Origin of the sequence: Vibrio sp. 10N.261.46.E11 (genome assembly GCF_041472735.1) — a bacterium.
In the GTDB taxonomy this organism is placed as follows: domain Bacteria; phylum Pseudomonadota; class Gammaproteobacteria; order Enterobacterales; family Vibrionaceae; genus Vibrio.
On record NZ_JBFRQW010000054.1, the window covers coordinates 47,339 to 64,754 of the forward strand.

Genomic DNA, 17,416 nt, shown 5'->3' on the forward strand with positions numbered 1-17,416 from the left:
CTATTCCAAGCATTGTTAGAATAATGAGATAGGAGGAAAATATGGCAGAGCAATTAGAATTCGACCAAGCTCACCAAACCCTCCAAGAAGTCAGCGAAGCCCTAGAAAACGGCCGATTTGTTCACGTACGTCGACAACTTCAGGACATGGAACCTGAAGATATTGCACACCTTTTAGAAGCCTCCCCTCGCAAAAGTCGTGACGTACTCTGGCAACTCACCGATCCAGAAGACTACGGTGAAATTCTTGATGAGCTAAACGAAGACGTCAAAGATGCGCTTGTGTCGAAAATGGCACCAGAAACCTTGGCAGAAGCAACCGAAGGCATGGAAACCGATGACGTCGCGTACGTACTTCGAAGCCTACCCGACGATGTTTCTCGCGAAGTCCTTTCTCAAATGGACTCCGTCGATCGTGCATTAGTAGAAACCGCTCTTTCGTACCCAGAAGATTCAGCGGGTGCGTTAATGAACACCGACGTAATCACGATCCGTGGTGATGTTGATGTTGAAGTCGTCCTACGTTATTTGCGCATGCGTGGCGAACTACCCGATGCAACCGATACTCTGTATGTTATTGACCAAGAAGAACGCCTTATCGGTAACCTATCGCTCAGCACACTGATTACGACTCAGCCTGATGTGTCCGTGTCAGAAGTGATGGAGGATGCCGACGAAGCGATCGCGGTTGAAACCAGTGCTTCCGATATCGCCAGTCTGTTCGAACGTCGTAATTGGGTTTCTGCACCCGTTGTTGATAGTAACCAGCATCTTGTTGGTCGTATCACTATCGATGACGTAGTTGATGTTATCCGTGAAGACGCCGAGCACTCAATGATGAGCATGGCGGGTATGGACGACGACGAAGATACCTTCGCACCGGTCGTAAAATCCGCTCGTCGTCGTAGTGTATGGCTTGGCGCCAATGTTCTAGCGGCACTTGCTGCAGCATCCGTGTCTAACATGTTCGAGGCAACATTGAATGAGATGGCAGCCATTGCTGTTTTGATGACCATCGTACCGTCAATGGGTGGTGTTGCTGGTAACCAAACCGTCGCTCTGGTCATTCGTGGTTTAGCGCTTGGTCACATCGGTGACAGTAACAAACGCGAACTGCTACTCAAAGAAGCCTCTATCGGCTTCCTCAACGGCATTCTATGGGCCGTTATCATTGGTGGTATCGTGGTTGCTTGGAAAGGTAACTGGATACTGGGAGGCATCATCTCAGCAGCGATGATGACCAACTTGATTGTCGCTGGTATCGCCGGTGTAACCATCCCGGTAATGCTGAAAAAGATGAATATCGATCCAGCACTTGCGGGCGGTATGGCTCTGACCACAGTAACCGATGTTATTGGCCTATCGGTGTTCTTAGGCTTAGCAACCATTCTTATTTAAATCATACTGATCTAGTTATCATAAGCAACTAGCCAATTTTTGGCGAAATACAGAAAACAAAAAGGGAGCTATCGGCTCCCTTTTTTAATTCATCAGATTAGTGTTAATTGAATTACTCGCCCGCGACCTTCATCGACTCAAGCAAGATAGAACCTGTTTGAATCTGTGAACGTGTTTCAACATCGTTACCGACTGCAACGATCTGATTAAACATATCTTTTAGGTTACCCGCAATCGTAACTTCTGATACTGGGTATTGGATTTCTCCATTCTCAACCCAGAAACCTGCTGCGCCACGTGAATAATCACCGGTCACGGTATTAACGCCTTGACCCATTACTTCAGTCACAAGGAAGCCAGTGCCTAGCTCTTTTAGCATCTGCTCAAAGTTTTGACCCGTTGATTTTACAAACCAGTTATGGATACCACCCGCATGACCTGTTGGTGTCATATCCATTTTTCGTGCGGCATAGCTAGTTAGCAGGTAAGTTGCTAACACACCATCAGTGATGATTTCACGATCTTGAGTGAACACACCTTCGCTATCGAATGGGCTTGAAGCCAAACCACGTAAGATATGAGGGCGCTCAGAAATGTTAAACCAATCAGGTAAAATTTTCTGACCTAGGTGATCTAATAAGAAAGACGACTTACGATAAAGGTTGCCGCCACTTATCGCCATCACTAGGTGACCGATAAGACCTGTAGCAACATCATTTGCGAACATGATTGGGTATTGGCCTGTTGGTAGCTTTTTCGCATCCAAACGGCTAATGGTCTTTTCTGCAGCTTCCTGACCTACGCGCTCAGGCGTCCATAGCTCATCACGGTGACGTGCAACGGTGTAGCTGTAGTCACGTTCCATTTCACCATTAGCGCCTTGTCCAATCACGCAGCAGCTCGTGCTATGGCGGCTTGAAGCGTAGCTTGCTAGTAAACCATGGCTGTTACCATAAACCTTAACGCCATAGTGGCTATCGTAGCTTGCGCCATCACTCTGTTTGATCTTGTCGCTATAAACTAACGCTTGCTTCTCAGCAGCAATCGCAATCTCAGCGGCATAGTCAGGGTTTGGTTCATCAGGGTGGAAAAGATCCAAGTCTGGAATTTCTTTTACCATGTATTCTTTTGCTGCAGGACCAGCAAACGGGTCTTCAGATGTGTACTGAGCGATATCAAGCGCAGCCGCGACTGTTTGAGCAATAGCCTTTTCACTCAGATCAGATGTAGATGCGCTGCCTTTTTTCTGGCCGCGATAAACAGTAATACCTAGCGCACCATCACTATTAAATTCAACGTTTTCCACTTCACACATACGTGTTGAAACACTTAAACCCGTTGACTTAGTAATAGCAACCTCAGCGGCGTCTGCACTCACTGATGCCATATCCAACGCTTTAGCTACTGCGGCTTCTAGCTCAACTCTTTGCTGGGCGACTTGCTGTTTTACATCCATATCTATTCTAATTTTTTAGGTCAATATTACGTAGGATAACAAGAATTTCGCTTTCTCCCCAAGATTCTTGCTAAAATAGGCAATATATTCGTTTGAGATAGTGACATAGGCAGAAAAGATGGCTCGCAAAAACCAAAAAGCCCCATGGGAACCAGAAGAAGAAATCATCTGGGTAAGTAAGACAGAAATGAAAACGGACATGGACGCCCTGCAAAAGCTGGGAGAAGAGCTTGTTGACCTAAAGCCTTCTGTATTAGACAAATTTCCGCTGTCTGAAGATTTGGCACAAGCGATTAAAGATGCACAACGCTTTAAAAATGAAGCGAAGCGCCGTCAACTTCAATACATTGGTAAAGTAATGCGCAGTGTCGATCCAGAGCCAATTCAAGCGGCTTTAGATAAGATTCGCAACAAACACTCTCAAGCAACAGTTGAACTGCACAAACTAGAACAACTGCGTGATCGTGTTGTTGCAGAAGGCGATGCGGCCATTTCAGACGTTATGGAAATGTACCCGGAAGCTGACCGTCAACGTCTTCGTCAGCTCGCTCGTCAAGCTAACAAAGAGAAAGCGGCAAATAAACCGGCTAAGTCTTCTCGTGAAATATTCCAAATCTTAAAAGAGCTAAAGCTAGGCGACTAATCTTCGCCGCCCTTTAATCAGAAAGATAATAAAAGACCTAGCGCATGCTAGGTCTTTTTGTTTTTGACGCACTCGATATCAAGAAGCTCTCAATATCAATAAGTACTCAATATTAAGAAGTACTCACAGGAGTGAAAAAATTATCATTCACCCGCTTTAACAAACGAGCTTAGCTCTTGCTGTGGATGATCAGCCGTCAGTGTCTCTATCGAGTCTGCAACCAACACCTTACCTAGCGCTACAAAAACGAACTTATTTGCGATACTGCGTGCATCACCTAAGTGGTGAGTAACCATCAATACCGTAATGTTTCGCTCGGCGGCTAATCGCCTAACAAGGTTAAGCATTTCCTCACGAAGCAAAGGGTCAAGCGCAGAGAAAGGTTCATCAAGCAGCCAAATATCATGAGGCTGAACAAAGCATCGAGCTAACGCGACACGTTGGCGTTGACCGCCTGATAAGTGCTCAGGCAATCGATCCAAATACTCCGCGACACCCACTTGTGCAGCGGCCTGTTCGACTTCGTGCTTTTGGGTTGCCGTAAGCTTTAACCCTGGATGCAAGCCTAAGCCAATATTTTCACGTACGGTGAGATGGGCAAACAGGTTGTGCTCTTGAAACAACATCGCTAATGGACGCTGATGTGCTTCTTTGCCAATCAGTGACTGTCCCGCTACAGAGATCTCACCCGAAGTGGGCTCAATAAACCCAGCAACCAGTGCCAACAGCGTTGATTTACCTGCGCCACTTGGCCCCATCAGCGCAACAATATCGCCCTGCTCAGCTTGAAAATCAAAGCAAAACAACTCTCTGTGATAGTGGTAGTCCACATCTTTCATCACTAACAACATCGGTTCCTCAATTCTTTAGCATCGAGCTTAGATCTTCGAGTAAATAAAAATTCAATCAGGCTAAAGCTGCCAACACTCAATAACAGTAAGCTCACGGAAACCACAGCTGCGGCTTCCATTTGATAGCTGCCTAATAATTGGAATAGGTACAAGGGCAGAGTTCTAAAATCTTGGCTACCAAACAAAGCAATCGCACTTAAGTCACCCATTGCTAACATAAAGCTGATCGAGAAGGCTTGTGCCATCGGTTTACGCAATGCGCGCCACTCCACTAGCCTAAAACGCGTGAAACCAGTCATTCCCAAACTTGCGCACACATACTGATACTGCTGAGACAAATGTAGCATAGGTTGAGCCAAGGTTTTAATTACGTAAGGAAGCGCCATTAAACTGTTTACTGCAATCACGATAAAGAAAGCTAAACTGAAAACATCGGTGAATGAACGCAGTAATAAGAAGAGGCCCGTACTGATCACTAGCCCCGGAGTCACTAAAATAATAGTACTAATCAACTCGATTTTATCGGCTCGAAAATTCTTGTTCTGTAAACGCCATGCTCGACTAGTCAGCAGTATGGCGATACCAATACCAACCGCGATAACACTTGCTAATGACGCGACTTTAACCGAGGTCATTAACGCAGCCCAAAACGGCTCACTGCTCAGTACAGTGAGCGCCTGAGAGTTAATACCACTAAAGATAACCATAGCTAATGGCGGCAATACCAGCATTGAGACGGTGATGATCCAAAAGCTATCCCAAGCTTTTGACCACCAGCAGTCCTTAACCAAATATTTCTCTTCCGACAATTGACTGGCTGTCACTGAAATAGGTTTCGATAGGCGTTGAATGCTCACAGCTAGCACACCACACAGCAGCATTTGCCATATCGCGAGCAAGGCACCAGCCTGCAGGTCAAAGTCGAATTTAATCGCCTGATAAATGGCGAGTTCGATAGTGGTTGATTTAGGTCCTCCGCCTAGTGCCATCACGGTAGCAAAGCTGGTAAAACACAGCATGAAGACCAAACCACACACATGCGGCAATTGCTGTCTTAAACGAGGCCATTCAACCCATTTGAATTTATTCCAATGGCTCATGCCCAAATGAGCACACAGTTTATGCTGCTCAGCAGGTACGGTATCTAACGCTTGCAAAAGTAAGCGGCTGGCATAAGGCAGGTTGAAGAAAACGTGCGCCAACAAAATACCGTTCAACCCATAAATCGAGAATGGTAGTTCAATGTCGAAGTTCGCCAAGAATTTAGCTAACCAGCCACTGTTTCCGTAAATCGCTAGCAAGCCAAATACACCGACCAACACAGGTAGAACTAAGGTCGACGCAAACAACCTTAATAACAAGGCTCGTCCAAAAAACTGTCTGCGACACAGAGCGTGTGCAATGGGTATAGCAAAGCCAACACTCAGCACCGTTGAGAGTGTCGCTTGATAAAAGCTGAATTTCGTTACATGCCAATAGTAAGGATCGGACCATACTTGGCTGATATCAAGAGAAGGGGCATTGCTAAGCAATGCCCCAACTGCTGAAACCACGAAGGCGGTAATGAGTATCGCAACCCAGATCCCGACCTTAGGTGTTTTCTTTATCATAGATTGATTTTTACCGTAAATGGCTCACTCAATTGATGTCGAATGAACCTTTAAATACAGAAAGCTAGTTTTTAAAAGTACGTTAGAAAGTAAGCGCACTCTGCCATTCACGAATCCAAGGCTTGCGCTTCTCGGCGATCTCTTCAGAGCTAAAGCTCAGCGCCTTCTGCGGTACAGTTAACTGCTCAAAACCTTTTGGTAGCTCGACACCCGTTACTGGGTACATCCAGTTACCTGTAGGCATCGCCGATTGGAACTCATCACTTAGGAGAAAGGCCATAAACTCATCAGCAAGCTTTTCGTTACTACTGCCTTTAACCTTAGCAGCCACTTCAACTTGAGTGTAATGCCCTTCTTCGAAGCTTGCAGCTGCGTACTTAGAATCACTTTCTGCAATGATGTGATAAGCCGGAGAAGTTGTGTAAGACAACACTAAATCAGACTCGCCTTCTAGGAACATAGAGTAAGCTTCAGACCAGCCTTTAGTCACAGTCACCGTTTTCTGAGCAAGCTTCTTCCATGCTGCAGTTGCTTCATCACCGTAAACCGACTTCATCCATAGCATCATGCCTTGGCCTGGTGTTGATGTACGTGGATCTTGATAGATAACCTTAAGATCGTCACGTTGCTCAACCAGTTCTTTCAGGCTCTTTGGCGGATTTGCTAGCTTCTCTTTGTTATAGATAAACGCAAAGTAACCAAAATCATAAGGAACAAAGGTACTGTCGTTCCAACCGTTAGGAAGCGTCACAGATGATGTATCAACACTGTGCTCAGCCAATAGGCCCGTAGATTTCGCTTCAGCCATGAGATTATTATCTAGGCCTAAAATGATGTCAGCTTTGCTGTTGCCACCTTCAAGACGTAAGCGGTTTAGAATAGACACACCATCTTCTAACGCGACAAAATTCACATCACAACCACACTTTTCTTCGAATGCTTTTTCAACGGCAGGACGAGGGCCCCAATCCGCAGCAAAAGAGTCGTAAGTGTAAACAGTTAAGGTGTTGTCTGCTGCGAAGGCAGAAAAAGAGATGGCTGTAGTAACAGCAAGAGTTGTTAATGTTAATTTCACTGGACGCTCTCCATGGTCTGAGCGGCACAGGTTTGAGGGAGGAGAACGGTAGAGGTTATTCCTAACTCAATTCCTACGCCAGCATTATCTGGTTCAGGTTTACGGGTCCCAAGCGTGTGCTTGATCTCAGCTCGCATTCATTATTTGAATGGTTCGCTCCCCGATGAGTGTTCAGGATTGTAATTTGATTTTTAACAATAAGCCATCAAGTTTGGATCAATTACGTTGATCGTACCCCCAACGTGGCACTAAACCTTGCTCGATACCAAGATGGTCCAGAATGCGCGCCACCATAAAATCAACCAAGTCTTCAATCGATTTAGGTTGGTGATAAAAGCCCGGAGCTGCAGGCATGATCGTCACGCCCATGGTCGAGAGTTTGTGCATATTCTCTAGATGCAACGTAGAAAATGGCGTCTCACGAACCACCAACAACAACTGTCCTCGCTCTTTCATAACCACGTCTGCTGCGCGCTCGATCAAGTTATCTGATAGGCCATGAGCAATCGATGCCAAGCTTCCCGCAGAGCATGGACACACCACCATCTGCTTCGGTGCTGCTGAACCAGAGGCAACCGGTGAGAACCAATCATCTTTGCCACACACCACCAGCTTTTCTGGGTCGCAATCTAAATGCTTAACCAAAGCTTGTTTCGCAGCATCTGGCCCAGCAGGTAACTTAAGTTCATGCTCGGTCGCCAACACCACTCGCGCTGCCGATGATATTAGCAAGTAGACCTGATAATCGGCGGCCAAAAGGCATTCAAGTAAACGCAGGCCATAAGGCGCACCGGATGCGCCAGTGAAAGCCAGAGTTATCGCTTTATCGTGTTTTGTCATGTTCTCAATTACTTCAAATTATAAGGTCGTGGATGCGTTAGCCTTTGATTGCCAATCCATCCAACAGTTTCTGGTGAATACCACCAAAGCCACCATTACTCATTACCAAGATTTGATCGCCCGCTTGTGCCTCAGAGACAATTTTAGCAACGAATGCATCCATGTCATCACTCACATGTGCCGGTTGGTGACACGCATCGGCGACATCTTGTACCGACCAATCAATGTTATCGGGTTGGAATAAGTAAGTAGAATCCGCTTGCTTCAACGAATCAGCCAGCGTTTCTTTGTGCACACCGCGCTTCATGGTGGCAGAACGAGGCTCTAAAACGGCAATGATTTTCTTTGTGTCGACCTTATTACGTAAGCCGCCCAGCGTAAGTTCAATCGCCGTTGGGTGATGTGCAAAATCGTCATAGACAGAAACACCAGCTACTTCGCCTTTAAACTCTAAGCGACGCTTGGTATTAATGAAAGTCGCCAGCGATTCGCACCCTAAATCAGGTGTCACACCAACATGTCTTGCCGCCGCAATCGCCATCAAAGCATTGCTTACGTTATGATCGCCAACTAAATCCCAGTCTACGATTCCAACACATTCACCTTGGAAGTACACCTCAAATTTGGAGCCATCTTTAACTAATTTCTTGGCATCCCAATCCCCGAGCTCACCACTCGACTCAGTTTCACTCCAGCAGCCACGAGATAACACATCTTGGATCGCGGTATCTTGCTTCGGTGAGAAAATACGGCCATTGCTTGGCACAGTGCGCACTAAGTGGTGGAACTGACGCTTAATCGCTTCAAGATCATCGAAGATATCAGCATGATCGAACTCTAGGTTATTCATCACTAAGGTTCTTGGGTGGTAATGAACGAACTTAGACCGTTTGTCGAAAAAAGCACTGTCGTATTCGTCGGCTTCGACCACGAAGAACATGCTTTCACCAAGGCGAGCAGAGATACCAAAGTTACCCAACACTCCGCCCACTAAGAAGCCAGGCGCATAGCCACAGTCTTCTAAAATCCAAGCCAGCATGCTCGATGTTGTTGTCTTGCCATGCGTTCCCGATACCGCAAGAACCCAACGGTCATGCAACAAGAACTCTTGCAACCATTGCGGCCCTGAGGTGTATCTAAGATTGTTATCCAATACATACTCAACACACGGGTTGCCACGGCTCATCGCATTACCAATAACCACTAAGTTAGGTCTTGGTTCTAATTGGCTAGGGTCGAACCCTTCAATAATTTCAATCCCTTGAGATTCCAACAAGGTACTCATTGGTGGGTAAACATTCGCGTCACTACCGGTAACCTTGTGACCTAATTGACGAGCCAATACCGCAGCACCTCCCATGAAGGTGCCACAAATTCCTAAGATATGAATATGCATAAATTGCTTCCAAACGCTTGGCTAAATGAACCATGCCTAAATCAAACTACTGCACTCATTATCATTAAATGAAGATTAAAAGCGAGTAGCAATGCAAAACAAATTTAGTCGACATAGTAAGTGAGATCTGCGTCGCTTAGTTCATTACCATTAAAAAGATCTAACCTTTAGAATTTAACTAGGCGTCTAGGTGAATAAAGCCCAAGTAAGAGGCGAATCCTATAGTGCTCAAATTCCCCCTAATATTGAGAGAAGTTTAAGGAAATAACATGTCTGAGATGCGCACCCTTGGTGAGTTCATTGTTGAGAAACAGAGTGACTTCCCCCATGCAAGCGGTGATCTATCATCCCTTTTGTCGTCTATTCGACTTGCTGCAAAAATTGTTAACCGTGAGATCAACAAGGCTGGTCTAGTGGACATCACTGGCGCTGTTGGTACAGACAACGTTCAAGGTGAAGAACAGCAAAAGCTAGACCTTTACGCGAACGACAAGTTTAAAGCGGCTCTAGAAGCTCGTGATCAAGTTTGTGGTGTTGCAAGTGAAGAAGAAGACGAAGCTGTCGCCTTCAATAAAGAGCTCAACAAAAACGCAAAATACGTCGTTCTGATGGACCCACTTGATGGTTCTTCAAACATCGATGTCAATGTATCTGTTGGTACAATCTTCTCTATCTATCGTCGAGTTTCGCCTGTTGGTACCCCACCAACACAAGAAGACTTCCTACAGCCAGGACACAAGCAAGTAGCCGCGGGTTACGTAATTTACGGCTCATCAACTATGCTTGTTTATACAACAGGTAATGGCGTAAACGGCTTCACCTACGACCCATCTCTGGGCACCTTCTGTCTATCTCATGAAAACATGATGATTCCAGACGAAGGTAAGATCTACTCGATCAACGAAGGCAACTACATTCGCTTCCCAACGGGTGTTAAAAAGTACATCAAATACTGCCAAGAAAATGAGCCAAGTGACAACCGTCCTTACACATCACGTTACATCGGCTCTCTAGTATCGGATTTCCACCGTAACCTTCTGAAAGGCGGTATCTACTTGTACCCGAGCACACAAAGCCACCCACAAGGAAAACTACGTCTGCTGTACGAATGCAACCCAATAGCCTTCATCATGGAGCAAGCTGGCGGTATTGCCTCCGATGGCGCCCAACGCATCATGGATATAAAACCAACAGAACTACACCAACGTGTGCCTTTCTTTGTCGGTTCTAAGAACATGGTGAAAAAAGTAGAAGAGTTCCTTGAACTTAACCGAGACTAATCATCTCGCTTAATTTATCAAATTAACGCCATTAAAAAAGCCAGCATTTACATGCTGGCTTTTTGTTCGACAACTCAGAATACATAGATGTTACGGATAGGTAGCTATTACGGGTTGTCCCGCTTACACCAGTCACCCGAAAGTATTTCTTTATTAGCCGTTAGATCAAGCTGATACAAATATACCCATGCTAATCCAAATATAGTCTCTATTTGCTCGCGACGATACTCAACAGGAACATCTTCTAGCCGATCGAGCGAAGCCAAAACTTCATCGTTAATGATATAGACCTCGCCAACGACATTTTTCTTTCCAGAAATCATCGCTGGATAGGCACCTAAATCGAAAAGAGCGTATTCCTCAGGGGTGTCAAATCTTCCTAAGCACTCACACTGCTGCAAATAGTGGTGGTTGGACTGACCTTGCCTCAAGGTTCCATAAACAAAAACAAGTTGCTGCATAACCCCTCCTCAGCATTCGTCATCCGCTAATCAATACTACTCTTTGTTACTCGAATTCAAATTGATAGAGAAGATCCACAGCACTGTCTAGCCCCGATACCGCTTCCACATAGAGATCCTGCATCAATCGATAACGAACAGTAAACTCACCTAACGAGTTAAAGATACCTACGCCATACTTCACCTGTAAACCAGGGAGAATGTAGCCGCTGACCGTAACCTGGGAATCATCCCCAGAGCCTGCAGTATCCAATTGCAAGTCCTGTACGCCAAAAGCCTCACCAATTTCGCCGACAACCTTACCGCTCTTCGCTAAGCTTAAGCCTATTAAGGTCGTTGTCATTGAACCATTCGACTCCCCATCAATATCTTGACCACGTAAAATATAAGATAACGCATTAGCTTGTGGCATCGCAGGATCAGAGTAAATTTCGATGGTCGGCTCTGTCGCCGGGCCTGTCACACGAATACCAGCGGTCACATCATCTTGAGTATTGTCAGGGTTACGTATCGCATTGATCGCTACATATGGCTGATCTGGAGGCCCATTCATTAGAATCTTACCTTCTTTGATCAAGAGATCTTGCCCAAAGGATTGGTAAGTACCATCGACGATATTTACCTCACCTGTGATAAAAGGACCTTGGTCTTTTTGAGCCACGTTGAGCTTGCCGACCAAATCACCTTCAAGACCAAAAGCAGACAGTTTAAAGTCATCGCCAATGGAGATATTAATATTGGTCATCACATTGAATGGAATCGTGTCTTCGCTCTCTGGCTCAAGATCTTTATTCAAGATCACTTGATCAGAAGAGACGCCGACCGCTGACGGTGGTAAGTCTTCGACAACAATACGTCCCCAAGGCAATGCAATATCACCCGTAATTTTTGCAAGCTCTGGCGTGACATCAATGGTCATGTCGGGAACAACCTTCACCTTAACCATAGGCGGGATATCAACCATCAACTCATCAGCAAACACTCTGACATTAGAGTGCCATGCTTTAAGATCTTTCCAATCCCCGAAGCCTTTGATATCAAGGTGACCATCAGGTGTTTCAACATTGGCATCTAACTTCGCGCTGTAGCCGTCAAAATCGAGGTCAATGCGACCATCTTTAATATCGACTGGCGTGACATCGCCTTTGACTTGAATACCATCAACAGAGAATTGACCAAAGACTTGAGGATGCATCAAAGAGCCTTTTACCTGTAGGTCACTCTCAAGATCGGCCTTCAACAGGCTGTATTCGCCGAGGATTGGCTGTAAGAAGTCCAGATGGAAGGTTGTCAGCTTAATTACCGCATCGACCATTTTGTCTTCTGCGAGAATGTTTGGTAACGATACTGTGCCAGATAGATCACCATTATCAGAAACATCCAGCTTAAAATCGGCATCCAATTTGTTATCTTTCAGTTGTGCACTCAATGCAACGCTTTCCCAACCAAATGTGATTGGTTCGTCAATTTGTTGAACAACTTGTCCTTTCGGCATATCAACGCTTATCGTAACTTCAGGCTCATCTTGCTCTGACCACTTAGCGTGAGCCGTCGCATTAACTAAGCCCCGTAATTGCGTTTCTTTAGGCATGAGAGCTTGGATCTGCTCAAAATCGAATTGGTTGATACCCAGTTTGGCCTCACCCGACTTTCCAACACGAACGTCTTCATCTAAGCACACACTCGAACTAGCTTGTATCCAACAGTGCGCTTGAACATCGGCTAACTGTTTCTCGACATCGGCTTTGATAGCGACAGGTTGATCTAATAACCAAGGCCCCTGTTGAGTGGTGATTTTGACTCTGTCTAACGACCCATCCCAAATAAGAGAAGGCTTTTGAATCAACTCACCGGAAATAGCTAAGCTTGTAGACACGATGTCGGATATCACATCAAGTGTCACGGTATGCTTCTTCTCACCACCACTCACCGTTAAATCAATGCTTTCAACACTTTGATCTTGATAGGTTAAGTTCTTCGCTTTTAATACAAGGTCAGCTTGAGCTTCCGGTAATGGCAGTGGAACGACGGAGCCATTGAGTGATAACGACTCAAGTGTTGCCTCGCTATTCCAATCAATCATATCGACATTTAAAGCAAGGTCGACCTCAGGCTCATTCGTTGGGCCGCTAAGTTGGATGTTACCAATCACTCTGCCTTTCAACTCAGGCACACTTCTTGCGAGCTCAGGGAAGAAGATATCAACGCCCATGTCCCATTGCTTATCCAGTTGCCCTTGAGCCTTAATCGAATTAGCACCGTGAGCCAAGCTCAAACCGCTTGTTTTCAGCTTTGGTTCGCCGCTAGCGCTGCGATCAGACGCTGACAACTGCCCTTCGATATCCAGTGGGTATTCACGCAGGATACCCTCAATATCTAGCTTAGGCAGTTCAATCGCCCAACCGCCTGCTTCCGTCAGCTCACCCGAAGTGATGATGCTACCGCTAATGTTACCTTCGGCTTCTGGCCACTGCAGACCCGGTTGAATGTCTTTGAGCGTCACATCGGCTTGCCAATTAACGAGCTTCTTCCAGTTCGCTTTGACTACACCATTTAGTTCGCCACCCAAGGCATTCAGTTTCAAGCGTTCAAGTTCAATCTGTTCCGTGGTGCCTTTGCCTTGCAGATCTATTGTTAAGGCCGGAATTTCCTTACCATCAGCCTCACCTTTAAGCTGCACATTAAAACCATCTAATGAGCCATCGGCTTTGAATTTCTCAATTGCAGCTTGGTAGTCACTTTTACCAGTAAGAGGCCATTGCGCTTTGCCTCCCTCCAAAAGAAGATCAAATGGCAGAGTTGGCTCTAAGGGTTGAATGCCCCCAGACAGTTTTGCCTCTATCAATTCAGAAAACTGAGACTCTAGGCTTAACTTAGCCACGCTGCCTTGTGCTTTTAGCGATAACTTCTGACCAGCGAGGTCTGTTTCTTTCACTAACGCATCCAAAGAAAGTTCTAACGGGTAATCACCTTTAAGCTCAACCTTAGCCGCAAGGTTAGCGCTTGCTTGTGGCATATCGAGTTCGAGAGTTGAAACATCAACCGTGTGTTTACCCGCGCGTGCCTCTAACCCAAGGTGATTAACAACGATTGGCGTTTCTTGTTCTAAGGTGAAACGGTTTAGGTCAAAACGCTCAAGTACAACCTGCAAAGGAATTAAGACTTCAGGTAACTCGATAGCCGTTTTAGTGGCAGCCTCTGGTTCTACCGTTTCTGTTTGCGGTTCTTCTGTCGATTCAGCAAGCTTAATTTTTAGGTCATTGAACAAGGTTGGCGATACCGTCAGCTTTTTACCTTGCATACTCAAAGCCGTAGAGAACAGGCTCCATTCAATTTCATGTCCCAAGATATTCAACTTGATATCAGACAAAGCGATACGGTTGATCACAATTGGCAACGGTGTTTTTACCGATGTTACGGGCGGAGTCGGTTCTGTTTCTTCTGTAGAGGGTGGAGGCAGTTCAGTAAATGCAAAGTCCAACCCTTGAATCGCTAAACGATCGACACACAGCTTAGGGTCAAGCAGACAGCGAGGATTAATAGCCAAGTTCAGCTTTTGAACCTTGGTATCGATATGCAGGCTGTCATCTTTAAACTGAACGTTATTAAGCGTGAAACTTGGGAATAGAGCCCCTTTGGTGCTCTCCACTTTCAGTTGTGGCAATGCTTTTTCAGCGCCCCATAGCACTGTGTTCAACCCTGGATTGGTGAACAGCACAAAACCGAGCAGGGCTATCAACAACAGCAAAATAGACGTCAATGAAATCGACGTCCATTTCAGGCACTTGCCCATCACTTTGATCATAATTCTGGCCCTAAACTAAAGTGCAGTTGGAACTCATCGCCTTTCTTCGCATCTAAACCCCAAGCAAAATCTAAACTCACAGGCCCGACTGGCGATGCCCAGCGAACCCCGACGCCAGTACCGCGTTTCCATTCTGGCTTATCATTAAATGCATCACCAATATCGTAGAAAGCTGCGCCCCACCAATTTCCAACTAAGCGGTATTGGTATTCAAATGAACTGGTAGCAAGGAATTTTGCACCTGTTAATGCGTCACTTTCATCTCGGGGAGATATGGATTCATAACCATAACCACGGATACTGTTGTCACCACCGGCAAAGAACCTCAGAGAGGGTGACAGCTTCTCAAATTCATCGGCAAAGTTACCGCCGAATTGAAGGCGGGTTAAACCTCGATGGTTATTACCAATACTTCGGATCCAGGCCGTTTGCCCTTGGAAACGCACCACCTTGGTTTCAGACAACAAGGTGTCATCACCGGCTTCAAGCATGATGGTTTGTTTGTCACCCCACATTGGCATTGAGCCACCACGAGTTCGAGTTCGTGAGAAAGAGACACCTGGCAATACGAATTGCGCCAAGTCATCTTGCAAACCTTGTTCATAGTTTTCGACCAAGTATCGAATAAACACAGTACGTTGCCAGCCATTATCCAAACGCCAATATCTTTCTAAGGCTAAGTTCGACTCCAAACTTTTGGTATCACGATTGTCTAGGTTCTTCATTCCGTACTTAATTTGATAATAGTCATTAAGCACGTCGTCCAACGGGATTTTGTAGGCTGCGGTAATCGTCTGTTCTGGTTTGGAGATCGATAAGCTGCTATTGAAGCTATGGCCTTGAGCGTTAACCCAAGGTTTTTTCCATTTGAGGGTACCTTTAACACCAAGGTCGGTTGATACACCGATACCCGTTTCAATTTGGTTTCGCGCTTGCGGAGCTAGGCTCACCTTCATCGGAATTTCACGACCTTCACCCAATTGACTTAAATCAGGCTCAACAAAGACTGAAGAGAACCAATCTGTATTGGAAAGGTTTTGGTTGTATTCGCCAACTTTGGTTATCGAGTAAGGTTCGCCATCTTCAAATGGTTTAAGTGACTGCACCTTCTCTTCTTCTATTTGGCTACCCGTAACCTGAGTAGAGCCAAAGTGATAGCGAATACCACTGTTATAATGAAGGCGGACATAAGCGCGGTTTAATTCAGGAGCGACTTCTAGTTTGCTAAGATCATACGCCCCATCGAAGTAACCTTTCGCTAATCCAAGGTTGCGGATCGATGATTTTAAAGAGTCATAATTACCATGATTCAAAATCGAACCTTTAGATAACTTGCTCTTAGCTATCAAGGCCAAAAAATCAGGATCATCTTTGGCTTCACCAGTCAGAACAATATCTGAAGCAGAAATAACAACAGGATCACCCTGTTCAACCGTAACAGTCAATTCACTGTCATCTTCAGAGTGAGTAAATGTAATACTAGGTTGGTAGTAGCCTAACGCATTCAACGCTTCTTTGATCATCGACTCCAAGCGAGATTGGAACCTCAATGAAACCGAATACTCTTCTTCAGGAATCGCACTCAGATACGCATCCACATTATCAGCAAGCGCGCCATCAAGCCCTTTAATTTCAAGGGAGACGTCAGCGAAAGCGAGCGTCGATGACAGTAGAGTGCCAATCAGAACTGGTAAAGTTTTTCTTATCATGTTTAATTGGTGAAGAAGTTATCAATACGTTAATAAGTGAAAAGAAATCATACCGCTAAAACGACATTGAGTCTGTAATAAATCCGGCAATAACACGGTCTAATGTAAAGACTTAATCAATATTAACCGGCCGTCAATATGAGCCTCCAGTTAATATAAACCTAGATCTAATGTTAACTAACACGGTAAACGTATGCGAAAAGGAATATAACATGCTAAACAAACAACAACTGGTTTCCGCAGCAACCGCATTACCGGGAAATGCTGACCCAATTCGAATCACTGAGCGCCATTTCGTCAATCAAACTGACTTGCTCAATGCTCCTACGGGTTCTCAACAAGAAGTCCTACTTGGTATGGGATGCTTCTGGGGAGCTGAACGTCTGTTCTGGCAATTAGATGGCGTGATTTCAACATCCGTTGGCTACGCTGGTGGATACACGATTAACCCCACTTATGAGCAGGTATGTAGCGGACAAACTGGCCATACCGAAGTGGTTCGTGTCATTTTTGATAGCGAACAAACGTCTTTAGCTCGAATACTTGAGACCTTTTGGGAACGCCATGACCCAACTCAAGGGATGCGCCAAGGCAACGATTTAGGGACTCAATACCGTTCTGCTATATACACCTTCAGCGAAGAGCAACAGTCTATCGCCGAGCACTCTAAACAAGAATATCAAAGAGCAATGACTGAATCTTTAGGCAACGAGATCACGACGGAAGTTCTACCTGCTGGAAAATATTTTTTCGCAGAAACCTACCACCAGCAATACCTAGCTAAAAATCCGAATGGTTATTGCGGGTTAGGAGGAACAGGTGTGTGCTTCCCTCCACAATAATGTGTTAGGGATACAAACTAGAACTTCTTCCATTAAAAAAGGTTCATCGCG

13 protein-coding genes and 1 riboswitch are annotated in these 17,416 nt (G+C 45.4%); of the genes, 4 read left to right on the forward strand and 9 right to left on the reverse strand.

Annotated features, from left to right (window positions below):
* The first annotated feature begins 41 nt into the window (after positions 1-41).
* Positions 42-1,397: a magnesium transporter gene (mgtE, locus tag AB4407_RS17305; protein WP_372121428.1), complete on the forward strand. Its 1,356-nt coding sequence runs from the start codon at positions 42-44 to the stop codon at positions 1,395-1,397.
* Between the two features lie 112 nt (positions 1,398-1,509).
* On the opposite strand, the gene pmbA is transcribed toward mgtE, so the two are convergent.
* Positions 1,510-2,853, reverse strand: coding sequence for a metalloprotease PmbA (gene pmbA, locus AB4407_RS17310; RefSeq protein ID WP_372121429.1), 1,344 nt, complete (start codon positions 2,851-2,853; stop codon positions 1,510-1,512).
* 118 nt (positions 2,854-2,971) lie between these two features.
* Here pmbA and yjgA point away from each other — a divergent pair, with 118 nt between their 5' ends.
* Positions 2,972-3,496: a ribosome biogenesis factor YjgA gene (gene yjgA, locus AB4407_RS17315; RefSeq protein WP_009847748.1), complete on the forward strand. Its 525-nt coding sequence runs from the start codon at positions 2,972-2,974 to the stop codon at positions 3,494-3,496.
* Positions 3,497-3,639: 143 nt separating this feature from the next.
* Here the strand turns inward: yjgA and thiQ are convergent, their stop codons facing one another.
* The 5 genes from thiQ to mpl all read right to left on the reverse strand — a co-directional run bounded on the left by thiQ (position 3,640) and on the right by mpl (position 9,268).
* A complete protein-coding gene (gene thiQ / locus AB4407_RS17320) occupies positions 3,640-4,344 on the reverse strand; it encodes a thiamine ABC transporter ATP-binding protein (RefSeq protein ID WP_372121437.1) in 705 nt (234 codons plus the stop codon).
* On the reverse strand, positions 4,338-5,957 hold the full coding sequence (gene thiP, locus AB4407_RS17325; RefSeq protein ID WP_372121430.1) for a thiamine/thiamine pyrophosphate ABC transporter permease ThiP: 1,620 nt from the start codon (positions 5,955-5,957) through the stop codon (positions 4,338-4,340). The genes thiQ and thiP overlap by 7 nt, the downstream gene beginning before the upstream one ends.
* Positions 5,958-6,039: 82 nt before the next feature.
* Positions 6,040-7,032: a thiamine ABC transporter substrate binding subunit gene (thiB, locus tag AB4407_RS17330; RefSeq protein ID WP_372121431.1), complete on the reverse strand. Its 993-nt coding sequence runs from the start codon at positions 7,030-7,032 to the stop codon at positions 6,040-6,042.
* Between the two features lie 53 nt (positions 7,033-7,085).
* Positions 7,086-7,205: riboswitch (TPP riboswitch) on the reverse strand.
* A 43-nt stretch (positions 7,206-7,248) separates the two neighbouring features.
* Positions 7,249-7,872, reverse strand: a complete 624-nt coding sequence (locus tag AB4407_RS17335; RefSeq protein WP_009847752.1) for a flavin prenyltransferase UbiX — start codon at positions 7,870-7,872, stop codon at positions 7,249-7,251.
* A gap of 37 nt (positions 7,873-7,909) precedes the next feature.
* The gene (gene mpl, locus AB4407_RS17340; RefSeq protein WP_372121432.1) at positions 7,910-9,268 is read right to left on the reverse strand and encodes a UDP-N-acetylmuramate:L-alanyl-gamma-D-glutamyl-meso-diaminopimelate ligase; all 1,359 of its coding nucleotides are present in this window, start codon (positions 9,266-9,268) and stop codon (positions 7,910-7,912) included.
* A 269-nt stretch (positions 9,269-9,537) separates the two neighbouring features.
* Here mpl and fbp point away from each other — a divergent pair, with 269 nt between their 5' ends.
* Complete coding sequence (gene fbp / locus AB4407_RS17345) at positions 9,538-10,548, forward strand: class 1 fructose-bisphosphatase (protein ID WP_372121433.1); 1,011 nt, start codon at positions 9,538-9,540, stop codon at positions 10,546-10,548.
* Between the two features lie 107 nt (positions 10,549-10,655).
* Here fbp and AB4407_RS17350 read toward each other — a convergent pair whose 3' ends face one another.
* From AB4407_RS17350 to AB4407_RS17360, 3 genes are read right to left on the reverse strand one after another with little or no spacing between them, the layout of a single operon-like run.
* Positions 10,656-11,009 (reverse strand): gamma-glutamylcyclotransferase, encoded by a 354-nt coding sequence (locus AB4407_RS17350; protein ID WP_135384611.1) that lies wholly within the window; start codon positions 11,007-11,009, stop codon positions 10,656-10,658.
* 46 nt (positions 11,010-11,055) lie between these two features.
* Positions 11,056-14,814: a translocation/assembly module TamB domain-containing protein gene (locus AB4407_RS17355; RefSeq protein WP_372121434.1), complete on the reverse strand. Its 3,759-nt coding sequence runs from the start codon at positions 14,812-14,814 to the stop codon at positions 11,056-11,058.
* Complete coding sequence (locus tag AB4407_RS17360; RefSeq protein ID WP_372121435.1) at positions 14,811-16,523, reverse strand: autotransporter assembly complex family protein; 1,713 nt, start codon at positions 16,521-16,523, stop codon at positions 14,811-14,813. The genes AB4407_RS17355 and AB4407_RS17360 overlap by 4 nt, the downstream gene beginning before the upstream one ends.
* A 212-nt stretch (positions 16,524-16,735) precedes the next feature.
* On the opposite strand from AB4407_RS17360, the gene msrA reads away from it, so the two are divergent.
* A complete protein-coding gene (gene msrA, locus AB4407_RS17365) occupies positions 16,736-17,365 on the forward strand; it encodes a peptide-methionine (S)-S-oxide reductase MsrA (RefSeq protein WP_372121436.1) in 630 nt (209 codons plus the stop codon).
* Positions 17,366-17,416: the final 51 nt, after the last annotated feature.

What these genes read in the sequence shown, in the direction of transcription:
- mgtE (WP_372121428.1), top strand. Translation starts at nt 42, where the DNA reads ATGGCAGAGCAATTAGAATTCGACCAAGCTCACCAAACCCTCCAAGAA.
- pmbA (WP_372121429.1), bottom strand. Translation starts at nt 2,853, where the DNA reads ATGGATGTAAAACAGCAAGTCGCCCAGCAAAGAGTTGAGCTAGAAGCC.
- yjgA (WP_009847748.1), top strand. Translation starts at nt 2,972, where the DNA reads ATGGCTCGCAAAAACCAAAAAGCCCCATGGGAACCAGAAGAAGAAATC.
- thiP (WP_372121430.1), bottom strand. Translation starts at nt 5,957, where the DNA reads ATGATAAAGAAAACACCTAAGGTCGGGATCTGGGTTGCGATACTCATT.
- AB4407_RS17335 (WP_009847752.1), bottom strand. Translation starts at nt 7,872, where the DNA reads ATGACAAAACACGATAAAGCGATAACTCTGGCTTTCACTGGCGCATCC.
- mpl (WP_372121432.1), bottom strand. Translation starts at nt 9,268, where the DNA reads ATGCATATTCATATCTTAGGAATTTGTGGCACCTTCATGGGAGGTGCT.
- fbp (WP_372121433.1), top strand. Translation starts at nt 9,538, where the DNA reads ATGTCTGAGATGCGCACCCTTGGTGAGTTCATTGTTGAGAAACAGAGT.
- AB4407_RS17350 (WP_135384611.1), bottom strand. Translation starts at nt 11,009, where the DNA reads ATGCAGCAACTTGTTTTTGTTTATGGAACCTTGAGGCAAGGTCAGTCC.
- AB4407_RS17355 (WP_372121434.1), bottom strand. Translation starts at nt 14,814, where the DNA reads ATGATCAAAGTGATGGGCAAGTGCCTGAAATGGACGTCGATTTCATTG.
- AB4407_RS17360 (WP_372121435.1), bottom strand. Translation starts at nt 16,523, where the DNA reads ATGATAAGAAAAACTTTACCAGTTCTGATTGGCACTCTACTGTCATCG.
- msrA (WP_372121436.1), top strand. Translation starts at nt 16,736, where the DNA reads ATGCTAAACAAACAACAACTGGTTTCCGCAGCAACCGCATTACCGGGA.